General features: G+C 64.3%; 13 protein-coding genes. 4 read left to right on the top strand and 9 right to left on the bottom strand.

The window, feature by feature from the left end; translation table 11 throughout:
• Window positions 1–127: 127 nt before the first annotated feature.
• From fdnG to DVU_RS13165, 4 genes are all read left to right on the top strand, one after another.
• A complete protein-coding gene (gene fdnG / locus DVU_RS13180) occupies window positions 128–3,166 on the top strand; it encodes a formate dehydrogenase-N subunit alpha (protein WP_010940078.1) in 3,039 nt (1,012 codons plus the stop codon).
• 51 nt (window positions 3,167–3,217) lie between these two features.
• Window positions 3,218–3,877 (top strand): formate dehydrogenase 2 subunit beta (cytochrome c-553), encoded by a 660-nt coding sequence (locus DVU_RS13175; RefSeq protein WP_010940077.1) that lies wholly within the window; start codon window positions 3,218–3,220, stop codon window positions 3,875–3,877.
• A gap of 73 nt (window positions 3,878–3,950) precedes the next feature.
• The gene (locus DVU_RS13170; protein ID WP_010940076.1) at window positions 3,951–4,898 is read left to right on the top strand and encodes a formate dehydrogenase accessory protein FdhE; all 948 of its coding nucleotides are present in this window, start codon (window positions 3,951–3,953) and stop codon (window positions 4,896–4,898) included.
• Window positions 4,899–4,912: 14 nt separating this feature from the next.
• Entirely contained in the window at window positions 4,913–5,347 is a 435-nt protein-coding gene (locus DVU_RS13165) for a formate dehydrogenase subunit gamma cytochrome c-553 (protein ID WP_010940075.1), read from the top strand.
• Between the two features lie 210 nt (window positions 5,348–5,557).
• Here DVU_RS13165 and DVU_RS13160 read toward each other — a convergent pair whose 3' ends face one another.
• The 9 genes from DVU_RS13160 to DVU_RS13120 form a co-directional block, all read right to left on the bottom strand.
• The gene (locus tag DVU_RS13160; protein WP_010940074.1) at window positions 5,558–6,067 is read right to left on the bottom strand and encodes an energy transducer TonB family protein; all 510 of its coding nucleotides are present in this window, start codon (window positions 6,065–6,067) and stop codon (window positions 5,558–5,560) included.
• Window positions 6,064–6,510 (bottom strand): ExbD/TolR family protein, encoded by a 447-nt coding sequence (locus DVU_RS13155; protein WP_011791660.1) that lies wholly within the window; start codon window positions 6,508–6,510, stop codon window positions 6,064–6,066. Before DVU_RS13155 ends, DVU_RS13160 begins: the two co-directional genes overlap by 4 nt.
• Complete coding sequence (locus DVU_RS13150; RefSeq protein WP_010940072.1) at window positions 6,494–7,243, bottom strand: MotA/TolQ/ExbB proton channel family protein; 750 nt, start codon at window positions 7,241–7,243, stop codon at window positions 6,494–6,496. Before DVU_RS13150 ends, DVU_RS13155 begins: the two co-directional genes overlap by 17 nt.
• Window positions 7,230–9,176 (bottom strand): CobW family GTP-binding protein, encoded by a 1,947-nt coding sequence (locus DVU_RS13145; RefSeq protein WP_010940071.1) that lies wholly within the window; start codon window positions 9,174–9,176, stop codon window positions 7,230–7,232. Before DVU_RS13145 ends, DVU_RS13150 begins: the two co-directional genes overlap by 14 nt.
• A 46-nt stretch (window positions 9,177–9,222) precedes the next feature.
• Entirely contained in the window at window positions 9,223–10,380 is a 1,158-nt protein-coding gene (locus DVU_RS13140; RefSeq protein WP_010940070.1) for an MBL fold metallo-hydrolase, read from the bottom strand.
• A 16-nt stretch (window positions 10,381–10,396) separates the two neighbouring features.
• Complete coding sequence (locus tag DVU_RS13135) at window positions 10,397–11,806, bottom strand: hypothetical protein (protein ID WP_010940069.1); 1,410 nt, start codon at window positions 11,804–11,806, stop codon at window positions 10,397–10,399.
• Between the two features lie 68 nt (window positions 11,807–11,874).
• A complete protein-coding gene (locus DVU_RS13130) occupies window positions 11,875–12,096 on the bottom strand; it encodes a hypothetical protein (RefSeq protein WP_014524572.1) in 222 nt (73 codons plus the stop codon).
• A complete protein-coding gene (locus DVU_RS13125; RefSeq protein WP_010940068.1) occupies window positions 12,086–12,781 on the bottom strand; it encodes a FadR/GntR family transcriptional regulator in 696 nt (231 codons plus the stop codon). The genes DVU_RS13130 and DVU_RS13125 overlap by 11 nt, the downstream gene beginning before the upstream one ends.
• Before the next feature lie 247 nt (window positions 12,782–13,028).
• Window positions 13,029–14,294: a PAS domain-containing protein gene (locus DVU_RS13120; protein ID WP_014524571.1), complete on the bottom strand. Its 1,266-nt coding sequence runs from the start codon at window positions 14,292–14,294 to the stop codon at window positions 13,029–13,031.
• Between the last annotated feature and the right edge of the window lie 112 nt (window positions 14,295–14,406).

Below are 14,406 nucleotides of genomic sequence, written 5' to 3'. Positions count from 1 at the left end.
ATGCGCGGGCGTTCCTTCCCGGAACGGACCGTTTCCGCCGCGAACGGCCCCCGGACATCGTGGAAGCGGCTGAAAGGCGACCTTCGACGCATTACGGAATCGTCAGGGCATCAACAAGGAGAGGAACATGAAAACAACGCGGCGGAGTTTTCTCAAGCTCGTCGGGGTGAGTGTCGTCGGACTCTCTCTCGGGCAGCTGGGGTTCGATCTTGAAGACGCGCAGGCTTATGCCGTCAAACTCAAGATCGAAGGCGCGAAGGAAGTGGGCACCGTGTGTCCCTTCTGTTCCGTCTGCTGTCAGGTCATCGCCTACGTGCGCAACGGCAAGCTCGTCTCCACCGAGGGCGACCCCGATTTCCCGGTCAACGAAGGTGCGCTGTGTGCCAAGGGTGCCGCGCTCTTCTCCATGTACACCAACCCCCATCGCCTGACGAAGCCGCTCTACCGTGCGCCGCACAGCGACAAGTGGGTGGAGAAGGACTGGGACTGGACACTGAACCAGATCGCGCGTCGCGTGAAGGACGCCCGCGACAAGGACATGATCCTCAAGAACGACAAGGGGCAGACGGTCAACCGTCTTGAGAGCATCTTCATGATGGGTACCTCGCACGCCTCCAACGAGGAATGTGCCGTCATCCATCAAGCCATGAGAGGCCTGGGCGTCGTCCATATGGACCACCAGGCCCGGGTCTGACACAGTCCCACTGTTGCGGCTCTGGCAGAGTCGTTCGGTCGAGGGGCTATGACCAACCACTGGATCGATATCAAGAATACCGATGCAGTGCTCATCATCGGCAGCAATGCCGCAGAACATCATCCTGTCGCCTTCAAGTGGATCATGCGGGCGCGCGACAACGGCGCCGTGCTCATGCATGTCGACCCCAAGTTCTCGCGCACGTCGGCACGTTGCGACTTCCATGTGCCCCTGCGTTCGGGCACCGACATCGCCTTCCTCGGTGGTATGGTGAACCACATCATCGCGAAGGACCTCTACTTCAAGGACTACGTCGCCAACTACACCAACGCCGCGTTCGTCGTGGGCAAGGACTATGCCTTCGAGGACGGCATCTTCAGCGGGTACGACCCCAAGACCCGCACCTACGACCGCAGCAAATGGGAGTTCGAGAAGGGACCCGACGGTGGCCCGGTCATGGACCCCACCCTCAAGAACGAGCGGTGCGTCTTCAATCTGATGAAGAAGCACTATGAGCGCTATACGCTGAAGAACGTCTCCGACGTCACCGGCGTCTCCGAAGAGAACCTGCTGCGCGTCTATGATGCCTTCTGTGCCACGGGCAGACCCGACAAGGCGGGCACCATCCTGTACGCCCTTGGCTGGACGCAGCATACCGTGGGCGTGCAGAACATCCGTACCTCGACCCTCATCCAGCTGCTTCTGGGCAACATCGGTGTGGCGGGCGGCGGTATCAACGCGCTGCGTGGTGAACCCAACGTTCAGGGTTCCACCGACCACGCGCTGCTGTACCATATCCTGCCGGGCTACAACGCCATGCCGGTGGCACAGTGGCAGACGCTGGCAGACTACAACAAGGCCAACACGCCCGTCACCACGCTGAAGAACAGCGCCAACTGGTGGAGCAACAGGCCGAAGTACGTCGCCAGCCTGCTGAAGGGCTGGTTCGGTGACGCGGCGACCCCCGAGAACGACTTCTGCTACGAGTATCTGCCCAAGCTCGAAAAGGGCGAGGACTACTCGTACATGTACGTCATGGACCGCATGTATCATGGCAAGCTGAAAGGGGGCTTCATCTTCGGCGTGAACCCCATGAACAGCTTCCCCAACACCAACAAGATGCGTGCGGCGCTCGACAAGCTCGACTGGCTGGTGTGCTCCGAGTTGCACAACTCCGAGACCACGGACAACTGGAAGCGGCCCGGCGTCGACCCCAAGGCGTGCAAGACCGAGGTGTTCCTGCTGCCCTCCGCCCACCGCGTCGAGAAGGCTGGCACCATCAGCAACAGCGGACGCTGGCTGCAATGGTTCGACAAGGCCGTGGAACCGGGACAGGCGCGCAACTTCGCCGACATCTTCGTGCCGTTGGTGAACAAGATTCGCGCCCTGTACAAGGCCGAGGGCGGTACGCTGCCCGACCCGGTGCTGAAGCTGCACTGGACCGACAAGTTCGACCCCGAGGAGTGGACACGCCGCATCAACGGCTTCTTCTGGGCCGACACCAAGGTGGGCGACAAGGAATACAAGCGCGGCCAACTGGTGCCTGCGTTCGGACAACTGAAGGACGATGGCAGCACCTCGTCGTTGAACTGGCTGTACACCGGTAGCTACACCGAAGAGGACGGCAACAAGTCCAAGCGTCGCGATGCCCGGCAGACGCCCATGCAGGCCAATATCGGCCTGTTCCCCAACTGGTCGTGGTGCTGGCCTGTGAACCGGCGCATCCTCTACAACCGTGCGTCGGTGGACGTGAACGGCAAGCCATGGAACCCGAAGAAGGCCGTCATCGAATGGGACGGTGCCAAATGGGTGGGCGACGTGCCCGACGGTCCATGGCCGCCCATGGCGGACAAGGAGAAGGGCAAGCTGCCGTTCATCATGAACAAGGACGGCTTCGCCCAGTTCTATGGCACCGGCCGCATGGACGGGCCTTTCCCCGAGCATTACGAACCTGCCGAGACGCCGCTCGACAGCCATCCGTTCTCGAAGCAGCTGTCCAGCCCCGTCTACAAGTTCCATACCTCCGATATGGATCAGATAGCCAAGGCAGCCGACCCCAAATACCCCATCGTGCTGACCACCTACAGCCTGACCGAGCACTGGTGCGGCGGCGGTGAGACCCGCAACGTGCCCAACCTGCTCGAAACGGAGCCTCAGCTCTATATCGAGATGAGTCCCGAACTGGCTGAAGAGAAGGGCATCAAGAACGGTGACGGGGTCATCGTCGAGAGCATCCGTGGCAGGGCCGAGGCCATCGCCATGGTCACGGTGCGCATCAGGCCGTTCACGGTCATGGGCAAGACCGTCCACCTCGTGGGGATGCCCTTCGCCTATGGCTGGACGACGCCCAAATGCGGCGACTCGACCAACCGCCTGACGGTGGGTGCCTACGATCCGAACACCACCATTCCTGAAAGCAAGGCCTGCCTCGTCAACGTGCGCAAGGCCGACAAGCTGACCGAAATAGCCTAACCAGTTTCGGGCGCGTCCCGCCGTGGGGCGCGCCCGTCAAGGAGCATTGCAATGCCGAAGGCTTTTTTGATTGATACGACCAGATGCACGGCATGCCGCGGCTGTCAGTTGGCCTGTAAGGAATGGCACGATCTGCCCGCCAACGTCACCAAGCAGCGCGGTTCGCACCAGAACCCCCCCGACCTCAACCCCAACAATCTCAAGATCGTCCGCTTCAACGAGCGGATGAACGAGAAGGGGGTGGTCATCTGGAACTTCTTCCCCGACCAGTGCAGGCACTGTGTCACCCCCGTGTGCGTCGACGTGGCCGACATGGCCGTTCCCGGCGCCATGATCAAGGACAAGAAGACCGGCGCGGTGCTTGCCACCGAGAAGTCGGCCAAGCTCAGCCCTGCGGATGCCAAGGCCGTGGCCGAGGCGTGCCCCTACAACATCCCGCGCATCGACCCCAAGACCAAGCGCATCACCAAGTGCGACATGTGCTTCGACCGTGTCTCCGCTGGGATGCAGCCCATCTGCGTGAAGACCTGCCCCACCGGTACCATGGCCTTCGGTGAGCGGGACGAGATGCTCGCCCTCGCCGAGAAGCGGCTTGCGGATGCCAAGACGCGCTTCCCCAAGGCGCATCTGGTCGATGTGGAGGACGTGAGCGTCATCTACCTGCTGGCAGAGGAGAAGGAACACTACTACGAATACGCAGGGTTCATGTAGCGTCTTCGTAGGCGCGGCAATCCGTTTTCACCCTCTGATGGAGGCACTGCCTCCAGCCCCCGTGGAGCTTCACATGGCCGCAAACTGCCAGAACGTAGCGGAAACCGTGCAGGATGTGCTTGCGCGCCGTCCTGTCCTCGAACCTGTGTTGCGGGCTTTCGAACCCCTGCTTTCGGCCGGAGAGTCGATGACCGTCGCCCTGTCGCAGACCCTGCGTGATGCGGGGCTGCACCTGCCCGCCCTTGAGGGCGAACGCGCACGGCAGGGGGTATCACTGCTGGCGGGAGTCGCCTTGCCCGGCATCGCGGCACCCATGCGTGATGTCGCAGGCGTACTGTTGCCGCTCATGGGCGGAATGCAGGCGGTGGCACCCCACATGGAGGCGTTGCAGGCGTTCTTTCTGTGTCCTGTCGAACCGGGACGCGAGGATGCCCGTGATGCGCTGGCCGAAGCGATGCTGGCGGGCAGGTCTGCCGATGCCATCGCCGAAGCCTGTGGGGTGGACGCCGACGTGCTCACCTTCGTGACGGGGTTCGTGCTGTCTCCGGTGCTGCACGCACTGGTCGCCGTGTCGATGCCCGAATCGGGAGAGGCCCCGTGGGACGAGGGCGGTGCATGGCAGGAGGGCTATTGCCCGGTGTGCGGTGCCTTTCCGACTATCGGCTGGCTGGACAGGCCCATGCTTGACGAAAAGAACGCCTACCTCGCCGGTGGCGGCGGCAAGAAGCATCTGCATTGCTCCATGTGCGGCGCAGACTGGAAGTTCCTGCGGGGGGCGTGTCCCTCGTGCGGGAAGGACGCCAGCGGCACCATGGAGATTCTGCGGGAAAGCGAAGCCGCCCATGGCGAGAGACTGGACTGGTGTACCCGATGCAAGAGCTATTGCCCCACAGTGGACCTGCGCGAACGCGAGGCCGTCCCCAATCTGGACGCACTGGCGCTGGGCATGATGCATCTGGACATGGTGGCGGCGCGCAGGCAACTGCGTCCGCTCAGACCATCCTTCTGGAATGTGTATTGAACAGGAGTACCTTGATGAGATACCTGGTCATCTCCCTGTTTGCCGTATCGTTGCTCATGGCGGGGTCGGCGCTGGTCGGCAACGCCGCCGATGCAGCCAAGGCCCCCAAGAAGGCCATAGAACTCAAACATGGCACCTCCAAGCGGATGCACGTGATGTTCAACCACACCACGCACAAGGACATCGCCTGTGAACAGTGCCATCATGACAGTCCCGCGCCCGACAAGCCCTATGCGTCGTGTACGGACAACGACTGCCATGCCACACCCGGCCCCCGTGAACGCGATACCATGAGCATGTTCGTGGCCTACCACGCCAAGGACACCGACCGCTCATGCTACGGTTGCCACAAGAAGATGGCGGCGCAGCATCCCGAGTTCACAGGATGCCGTCCCTGCCACATGAGCCAGCAGGCCCGCAAGGAGGCCGCGGCGTCCGAGAAGAAATAGCCCTGCCACGGCATACCCCCCTGCGGGGAATGTCGTCTCACGCAGCGCCGTCCGGTGAACCGGGCGGCGCTGTCGCGTCGTGTCTCTGCGCTGCGGGGTGTGTCTCTGCGCTGCCGGGTATGGCCCGGTGCGGGGCGGTGACGGATGCCAGTGCGATGGCGATGCGTTCCGACGGGGGTGCGGATGGGGCTGCCCGACAACGCCCTGTGGCTACAGTCCCAACTGGAACTTGACGGGCAGGACAAGGGCGATGGTGCCGCTTCCGGTGGAACGCGGACGGGCCACGGCACCGCTGGCGCGGCGCACGGCTTCCACTGCCGCACCGTCAAGCACGCGGTTGCCCGACGAGGTGGTCAGTGTTGCCTGCATGAACCTGCCGTCGGGGAGGATGGCAAAACTCACCCATGCCGTGCCGAGACAGCCTGAGGTGCCGGGGGTGGTCAGGCGACGGGCGTGGATGGCGTCGCTCACGTCATGCAGGTAGCGGCGCATGGCCTTGCGCGCTTCATCCTCGGTGGCCTTGCCGTCGGTCGCGTCCGCCTCTCCGGTGAAGGTGGCGTCTCCGAATCTGACGACGGCTTCCGGTGGTGCGAGGTCGCAGACGATGGAGACCGCCCGTTCGAAGGTTGCAGGGTCGGCGGTGGCGTGCAGCCCCGTAGCCACGAAATGCACGAAGCCCGACACGGCAAGGCAGGCGGCGAAACGTTCGGCGGGGGTCATGGTGTGTCGGGGCTGTCACTGCCGCCCGCTACCGCGGGGGACGTTGCGATGACGAGTTGCTGCCCGCCATTGGCCCGTACCGTATCGACGACCCGCAACAGCGCGGCGACCGGTGCCTCTCCCGATGCCTTGAGGACGAGGCGCGCACCCGTGCCCCTGCCATGGTCGGCGTTGCTGCGGACAAGGGCGACCAGCCCTTCCTCGCCAAGCACCACGCCGTCACAGGTGAGCGTGCCCCGGTTGTCGAGGCGCAATTCCTTGACCTTGCCGGAAACGGCCTTGCCCGATTGCGCGGGCGGCAGGTCGAGGTCCATGCCGCGCACGGTGAACGTGGCCGCAAGCACGAAGAACAGCAGCAGGATGAACACCACGTCCAGCAGGGGGGTGATGTCGGGTTCTTCGGCCATGCGGCGCGAGAAGGCGCGTCTAGTCGCGTGGCGCATGGGACTGCCCGGCGGCGGGTAGGGTGGGGGCTGGTGCGGCACCGGGGCTGGTGCCGTTACGCGGGGCGGGCTGGGCCGCCTTCATACGTTCAAGGGGCAGGACACGCGCCTCGGGGGATGCTGCGTCGGCAAGACCGGCAGGGGTACGTTCGAGGGCTTCGACGGCATCGGCCAGTTGTTCGAGGGCCTCGGCTACGGCGTCGATGCGCTGGTTGCACCAGTGTTGCGCCGCCAGCGCGGGAATGGCAATGCCGAGTCCGGCGGCAGTGGTGATGAGCGCCTGCCATATCCCGGCAGCGAGTCCCGCCATGTCGATGCCCCCGCCGGAGGCGGCGACCGTCGAGAAGGTCGATATCATGCCAAGCACCGTGCCCAGCAGCCCCAGCAGGGGCGCGGCCCGCACCACGAGGCCGAGCACCCCCACACGGCGCGTCAGTTCATGCAGGACCGCCTCGCCCATGATGCGGACGGCACGTTCCCTGTCGGGGCGTGGCGTAGTGGGGAACAGCACGTCCAGCAAGGGGCGCAGCGCTTCGGGCAGGTCGGCGCACAGGGCGCGCAAGGCCGTGGCGTCGCTGCGCCGCACGGCTTCGGTGAGTGCCGAGAGGAATCCCTTGGCCGGGAAGCCGAAGGTGGAGAGGGCGATGCCACGGTCGAGCATGACCGCGCAGGCGAGGATGGAAAGCCCCAGCAGGGGCCACATGAGTGGCCCGCCCTGTTCAATGATGGTCATGGCATCCTCTTGTGGCGTCGGACGACTGTCCGCCCGATGCCGACTTCGTGGCCTGTGCGGGCTGCGTGTCTGCCTCTGCTTGCGGTGCAGGGGGTTCGGCAGTGGCACCCAGTGCGGCCCAGTGTTCCAGCAAGGCGGTCTCGTCCGGGTTGCGTCCGATGAAGACGAGGAAGGGCGTGCCCTCGAAGCCGCCATCAAGTCGTTCGACCTCGCATCGTGCCCCCACGCACTGGACGAGGCGCGGGGCCTCGTCATCCGTGACGCGGACGATGCCCTTGATGCGGAAGGGCGCACCGGGGCACTGCTGCAGCAGGGGCGCGAGTGCCGCCTCGTCAATGGTACCGGAGAAGAACAGCCGCACGGCGGCGAAGCCCTCGTCGGCGTGTGTGGCGTGCGTACCGTGCGGGGCGGGCATGAGACCGCGCGGCGGACGTTCGCCTTCCAGCGCCATGAACAGCGAGGGATGGATGCGGCCGAAGCTGGTCTCGTGCAGGGCGGCCCTGCCATTCAGCCCCGTGAGGGTGGCGCGCAGGGCGGCGCGTCCTGTCTCATCGACGGTGTCGCATTTGTTGCAGACGATGATGTCGGCCCCGCGAATCTGGTCGCGGGCGATGTCGCTGTCGCGCAGGGTGGGCACGATGTTGGCGGCGTCCACCACGGTGACCACGGCATCGAGGCGCACCATGTCACGCAGGGTGTCGAGTTCAGCCAGCAGGTTCAGCGGGTTGGCGAGGCCGGTGGTCTCAAGCAGGATGACCTCGGGTGTGAAGTCGGCGGTGATGGCGCGAATGCCACCCGCAAGGCTGCCCGCCAGTGAGCAGCAGACGCATCCCTCGTCGAGGGCCAGCACCTCGGCCCCGTCGCCCATGAGACGGGCGTCGACGCCTGTTGCCCCCACCTCGTTCTGGATGACTGCGACGAAACGTTCGCGGGCGCGGTGGTATTCGATGCAGTTGTTCAGGAAGGTGGTCTTGCCCGAACCCAGAAAGCCGCCCACCACAACGAGGGCGGGGCGTCTGTCGGCCAGACGGGGGAAGAGGGCCGTGCAGCGCGGTGCTTCAAGGTCGTGCGCGAACCATACGGGTGCGTTCCTGCGGTCTTCGGGCAGGGGTGCGTCGGGCGCGTCGGCGGCGCGCACCTCAAGGCAGGGTTGGCCCTCTCCGGCGAGAGTATCAGACGGGATGGCGTTGATGTCGCCCCATGCCAGCGTATCCGCCACGGTGCTGGCATCGTCGGTGGTGACGGGGTACAGGGCACCCTCTGCGTCGCGGTGCGAGATGAAGGCGGGCAGGGTCGCCCGGCGGAAGAAGCGCGGGGGCGTGCCCGTGCAGGCGGTGACGGCAGCTGCCACCACATCCGTCACATGGCGTGCGAGAGAGAGGGCTGGCATGTCCTCTTCGGTCTCGCCGGGGCGCACGGCCCAGCCTGTCTGCGGCGACCCGATGCCCTCGTCGGCGATGACGCGTCTGCGTTCTTCGGCCTGTGTGCGCAGCAGAAGCCAAGTACCGTCTGGCGCGGCGGCCACGTCCAGCCGTCCCATGCGGAATGGCCCGCGCAGGGCCGGAAGGGTGACGAACGACCGGATGGCGGTGGCATAGTCGGCATGCTGGGTGGCGACGGCGGCGTCGAGGCGCAGGGTGTCGCACAGCGCCTCATCGGGGTCGGGGAAATAGTGGATGCCGCAACGCAGCAGCACGGCCCCTGTCCTGCTTTCAACCCCTTCACAGTCGATGCCGAACACGCCCTGATGGGGTGCGATGCGGCAGGTGAAGGCCCCTGTACCGCCCTGACAATGGGCAAGCCCGCGCCAGCCGGTGAGCTTCTTGAAACGGGCGTCGCGGCAGGCGGCGGACAGGGCGTTGGCGGCAAGACGGGCAAGGTGTGCGGGGGAGACTCCGTCGGCACCGGGGGGGAGAAAGAAGTCGGTGTTCATGCGGCGTTCCGGAAGGGGGCGGGGCCGAAGCCCCGCCCCTCATGCGTTAGAAGGTGATGGTGTCGCCGTTGCCGAGGTAGTCGGGGGACGACGACCTGAACCGTGCCGTACCGCGCACCACGGGGTAGCCGCGTTCGATGAACTTCTTCGCGGTGAGGTGCCCGGTGCAGTGGTTGCAGCCGATGCGTTCGAAGTTCCACTTGGCAAGCGAGATGACGAGGTCGTCGTACTTGGGGTCCCAGTCCTCGAAGGGCGAGATGTGCAGACCGCCATAGATGCCGTAGAACCTGTCGTTGTCGTACTTCAGGTCGGTGTAGGCGAAGTCGGCCATCTGCAGGATGCCCTGATGGCAGCACCCGGAGATGAGCACGAGACCCTTGTCCTTGACGTTGAACGCCAGCGAGGTCTCGCCGAACACGCGGTTGATGATGGGCACGTCGAACTTGAGCACCGCCATGCCGGGAATGATCTGCCGCATGGGTTCCTTCTGGATGACCGGGGTACCCTTGTAGCCGCTGTCCTTGATGTACTGGAGTCCTTCCTTGTAGAAGCCGTCGTGCACGTACAGGGGGATGCGGTTGTCGTACTTCATGGTGACGGGCAGTCCCCAGAAGTGGTCCCAGTGTTCGTGCGAGATGAACAGGGCTTCGATCTCACGGGCTTGGAGCATCTTGTCGATGCCCTCGCGCTTGAAGCTCTTCTCCATCCAGTCGTACGACCAGCCGGTGTCCAGCAGGTACTTGTGCTTGGTGCCGTCCAGTTCCTCCACCTCGATGAGGCAGGAGAAGCCGCCGGGGTTCTCGGGGTGCAGGGCCAGCTTCTTCTGGATCTCCCACGCCTTTTCAAGGTCGTTGGGGATGAGGTCCTTGATGCTGGCAAGGCCCGAATCGTATGAACCCTTGGCCTTGCCCTGCCCGTTGGCGAAGGGGGCCCAGTTGAGGGTGTACTGGTTCACCAGCAGGCCCCCGGCGTCGTGGATGTCGCCGATGAGGTGCGCGTTGTTGAACCAGCTGGTCTCGGAGATGTTGATGACCTTGACGCTGCGGCAGGCCCCGAAGTCCTCGAACTTGCGCTGGACCTTGGGCAGCCTGTCGTAGGCCGACTGGGTGTACGAGTACAGGCCCATCGAGGCGAAGGCACCGGCGCATACGCCCGTGGCGACGCCCTTGACGAAGTCGCGACGGCTTATCTTGTTGTCGTTCATGTCGTTCTCCCGGGCCTTACTTGATGATTTCAACGGTCTTGCCGACCCATGGCAGGATGGCGATGACGATGGCGTAGAGACCCGCACCGCAGGCCACACCCACGGCGAGGCCGCGTGCGAGGGCGGGTGTCCACTTCACGTCGCTCGCCACCTTCTCCTCTTCGACTTCGCGCATCTCTTCGGCGGTGCGGGGCACGGCCTTCCAGCCCGGCCAGCCGTCCATGAACCACACGTTGATCAGGAAGATGTTGATCAGCCAGATCATCGGGATCATGGGGAACTGCTGCGGGTGCGAGAAGCCCTTCTGGGTGCCGAGGAAGAGGTGGGCGGTCTTGTAGTAGACCACGTACACCAGCACGGCGAGTGCCGCCGTCAGGAAGGTGCGCAGGCATACGCGCACGGGACGGCTGAAGTTGTTGGGCCAGTTGTTGCAGTAGAAGTTGAGGAACAGCGTGGGAACCAGCCAGAAGATGGCCATCTCGCCCACGTGCAGCCAGCGCCAGTCGGGCGCGGCAAGACGACGCGTGCCGCGGATGGTCTCACCCCACACGAGGTCCTGTGCGTAGTAGAGGAAGAAGCACAGCGCCAGCGCGATGAGGATGATGCCGAAGAACGACGCGGTGCGGCGCAGCCAGTCGGTCTTGATCAGGTTGAAGGGGTAGCGTTCCCAGATGGTCTCGAACTGCCACACGACGACGGTGCAGCACATGATCCACGCGATGTGGAAGTTGCCCGACACGGTGTTGGCGAAGGCTTCCCAGTAGGGCGGGGTGATGGCCGTGTACTGCTGCCACGGGTAGAACAGGATGGCCATGTGCGAGTGCATGGTCACGAAGTAGACGATCATGCTGAGGAAGAACGTCACCACCATGATGGTGAGGCCCTTGGCAGGCTGCTTCAGCTTGTTCCACGGTGCGCCTTCGCAGGCGACCACCCAGCTGGGCGACAGCCACGAGGCGATGGCGGCGAACATCATGATGGCTTCAGTGGCGTATTCCAGCGCATAGAAGTGCGTGATGCCCATGGCCTGCAACCGTTCAGGGTTGAAGTAGGCGATGCCGTAGTTGCCGAGCAGTTCGATGAAGAAGCCCTTGATGACGATGACCATCGCCGCCACGCTCACCAGTGTGAGCACGAGCCCCTTGACCAGCGGGTGGGTGCGCTCGAGCCATGACCGCTTGAACGGCCAGAAGTCGAAGATGTACGCCACCCAGATGAAGAGGATGAGCATCCAGCGGCAGACCATGTAGCCCACATAGGGCGTGTACATGCGGAACACGCCGCGCGGGTCCTGGAAAATCCACCACGTGATGTAGAAGAACACCGCCATGATCAATGTATTGATCAGTGCGGGCCATGGGCCGCTCCACCGTTTGACCAGCTTGCGGCTCTCAAGATAAAGTGTACCGTTGCTGTCCATGTCCATCGGGTACTCCCCTGCGGACGACGGCCATCTGCGTCGGGGCCTGACTTGGCGGTCGCCCCGGCGCTTCTCTATCCGCCGTGCGCGTCGTTAGACGTTGCCTCTGAACCGAATCTTCCTGCCAGTTCCTCCGGGGTCATGGTCGCCGGATCGACCCCGGCCTGCATCGCCCGCAGATAGAGGTCACGCAGCGGAGTGGCCCCGCCAGCGTGTGCCTGTCTCACGGGACGTGCTTCCGCGTCTGCGGAGCGTCCTCCACCCATCCGCAGGCGCAGGAAATCCCTACGCGTCATGGGTTGCCTCCTGCGGGGCATACCCCGCCACCTGCAACATCCTGCCGAAGGCCGTCAGGCTGTCTTCGGCGAGTTGCCGCGCCTGTATCCGTTCGCGGCGGCGCATGGCCTGGAGCATCTCCACGTGCGCGGCGAAGAACGTCTGAAGGGCGTCGTGCGGCAGTTCGTTTCCCGCGAGCACGTCACAGGCACGAAGGCCCGCCGTGGCGACCTCCTCGGCACTGTGCTCCAAAAGGGCGTTGCCGGTGCTCTGGGCGAGACCGCCGTAGAAGGCCATCAGGCCCAGCCATGCGTCGTGCGGGTTGCGGTCGACAAGGGCCCTGCCCAGCCGTGCCGTGACCCGTTCGGCACGTTCGTGGTCGTCGTCGGTGCATCGCGTGCAGACGCGTTCCACCAGTGCGGGACCCAGCACCGTGAGTGCGTCCACGGCGTCGCCGCAGCTTCTCTGGCCGGTGCAGATGGCGTCCGGGCCGGAGTCGCACAGATAGACGCCGCTACGCATCCGTATTTCGACCAGCCCTCGGGCTGCGAGGGCCGAGATGGCCTCGCGCACGGTATTGCGGCTCCAGCCGAGGCGTTCGGCGAGGTCGCGTTCTCCGGGCAGACGCTCTCCTGAAGTGAGTCCGAGGCTATGGACGAGCTTCATGATCTGTTCGGATGCCGTGTGTGCCGCTTTCTGTTTCATTCTGGCCCAACCAGATTGTTACGATGTTGTGTGTGCAAGGTTCTTGAAACCAGCGTTAGGTCATCGGGTGTGGTTTGACAATGTTCTGCAACAAAAAAGGCCATAACTGGCAGTGCCAGATATGGCCTTTGGAATGATCGAGTAGAGGCTGGTCTGATTCCCGACGTCTGTCCGGCTGTGGGCTGGCATCTGCCCCCCCCTACGCCGGAGACGTCATCGATGTAGGGGGTTCATCCTCTGCCGAGGGTCAGGGGGCGTTGCCTTCCAGACGTTTCAGCGTGTCGGCAAGTCGAGCCAGCATGTCCCGGCAGGCTGGGACTCCGCCGGGAGGGAAGGCCGCAGGTGCAGTGGAACAGTAGATGAGCACGTAGCGCAGCTTGCCGTTTTCGAACCATGGTTCGGCATAATAGGAATGGACGTTGCGCGGGATGAACAGCACCCAGTCGATGGGGCGGATGCTGCGCGTCGTCTCCTCGACGACCAGATGTCCAAGCCCGTACTGGACGAGGTTCTCGGCAATGGAACCGACATAGGGATAGCTTGCCTTGTCTTCCATGCCCGCGAAGGGCGTCCCCACCCCGGTGACCTCGACCCTGTCCTCTTCGGGATAGATGCGTGAGAGCATCAGTCCTTCGGCCTGCATCGCCTCCGGCTGGTGGGTGAGCATCGCCTCCAGTGCGCTACGGGTGTCTATGGCCAGTTGCAGTGCTTCGGCCGCGGCTGCCATGCCACTGTCGAAGCGCGTGAAAGGCGCGGGTGCCGAGGCCACCGGCGCGATGCTCATCCACAGGTAGTTGTGCCCTTCACGGGCGAGGGGGCGCAGGTGCAGCGAGCACGCCAGTGCGCGGCCCTGTGCGTCCTGAAGGGGAAGAGTCCCGCGCCACGAAGCCTTGAAGATGAGCTGTTCGAAGATGCTGTTGCGATAGGGTGTTCCCGCACTGCCCAGCAACATGTCCAGCGGCGGAAACTCGTCGGGGGTCGCATAGCCGAGCAGGTTGCGGGCTGCCGTGTTGGCTGCGGCGACCTTGCGGCTTGCGAACTCCACCAGCAGTACGGGTGTGTCCAGCAACTCGATGCTCTGCGCCAGCGGCACTTCGCCTCCCCGCCCCAGCAGGGTGGTGGCGAGTCCGTCACAACAGGCAAGCAGACCCACATAGTTGCCCGCCGTTTCCGGCACGGGGTGCCCCAGCATCACCAGCCAGCGCCATTCACCATCGTCGTCGCGTGCCCTGAAGAGCAGCGACACCGGATGAAGCGCCCTGATGGAACGCAGGGCCGTCGTACAGGCGTCGAGGTCTTCGGGGTGGGCGATGGACGCGGCATGGCGGGGGTCCTTGAGCATGAGCCGCAGGGCGTCGCTTTGCCCGGTGAGCCTGTGCTCGTTACAGAAGGTGATCTCGCCGTAGGCACTGTCGATGTGCCAGAGCATGGCGGGGGCCATGTTCAGGGCGTCTGCCAGTGTCAGCCCCATGAAGGGCGGGCGCGGTGTCGCGGAATGGGAAGAGGTCGGCAAGCGTGAGGCTCCTGACATGTATCGTATGCTGCCAAGCATCCTGCCTGATGGGGCCGATGTCAAGGCCATGGCATTCTGCAGGGGGCGGCTGGCTCTGCCTGAGCTGGTGCGG

This window comes from Nitratidesulfovibrio vulgaris str. Hildenborough (assembly GCF_000195755.1).
Taxonomy (GTDB): Bacteria; Desulfobacterota; Desulfovibrionia; order Desulfovibrionales; family Desulfovibrionaceae; genus Nitratidesulfovibrio; species Nitratidesulfovibrio vulgaris.
This window is presented reverse-complemented; position numbering and strand designations above follow the sequence as displayed.

Bases quoted from the DNA above. Each gene is read 5' to 3' on its own strand.
- DVU_RS13175 (WP_010940077.1), top strand. From the start codon at position 3,218: ATGCCGAAGGCTTTTTTGATTGATACGACCAGATGCACGGCATGCCGC.
- DVU_RS13170 (WP_010940076.1), top strand. From the start codon at position 3,951: ATGGCCGCAAACTGCCAGAACGTAGCGGAAACCGTGCAGGATGTGCTT.
- DVU_RS13165 (WP_010940075.1), top strand. From the start codon at position 4,913: ATGAGATACCTGGTCATCTCCCTGTTTGCCGTATCGTTGCTCATGGCG.
- DVU_RS13160 (WP_010940074.1), bottom strand. From the start codon at position 6,067: ATGACCCCCGCCGAACGTTTCGCCGCCTGCCTTGCCGTGTCGGGCTTC.
- DVU_RS13155 (WP_011791660.1), bottom strand. From the start codon at position 6,510: ATGCGCCACGCGACTAGACGCGCCTTCTCGCGCCGCATGGCCGAAGAA.
- DVU_RS13150 (WP_010940072.1), bottom strand. From the start codon at position 7,243: ATGACCATCATTGAACAGGGCGGGCCACTCATGTGGCCCCTGCTGGGG.
- DVU_RS13145 (WP_010940071.1), bottom strand. From the start codon at position 9,176: ATGAACACCGACTTCTTTCTCCCCCCCGGTGCCGACGGAGTCTCCCCC.
- DVU_RS13140 (WP_010940070.1), bottom strand. From the start codon at position 10,380: ATGAACGACAACAAGATAAGCCGTCGCGACTTCGTCAAGGGCGTCGCC.
- DVU_RS13135 (WP_010940069.1), bottom strand. From the start codon at position 11,806: ATGGACATGGACAGCAACGGTACACTTTATCTTGAGAGCCGCAAGCTG.
- DVU_RS13130 (WP_014524572.1), bottom strand. From the start codon at position 12,096: ATGACGCGTAGGGATTTCCTGCGCCTGCGGATGGGTGGAGGACGCTCC.
- DVU_RS13125 (WP_010940068.1), bottom strand. From the start codon at position 12,781: ATGAAACAGAAAGCGGCACACACGGCATCCGAACAGATCATGAAGCTC.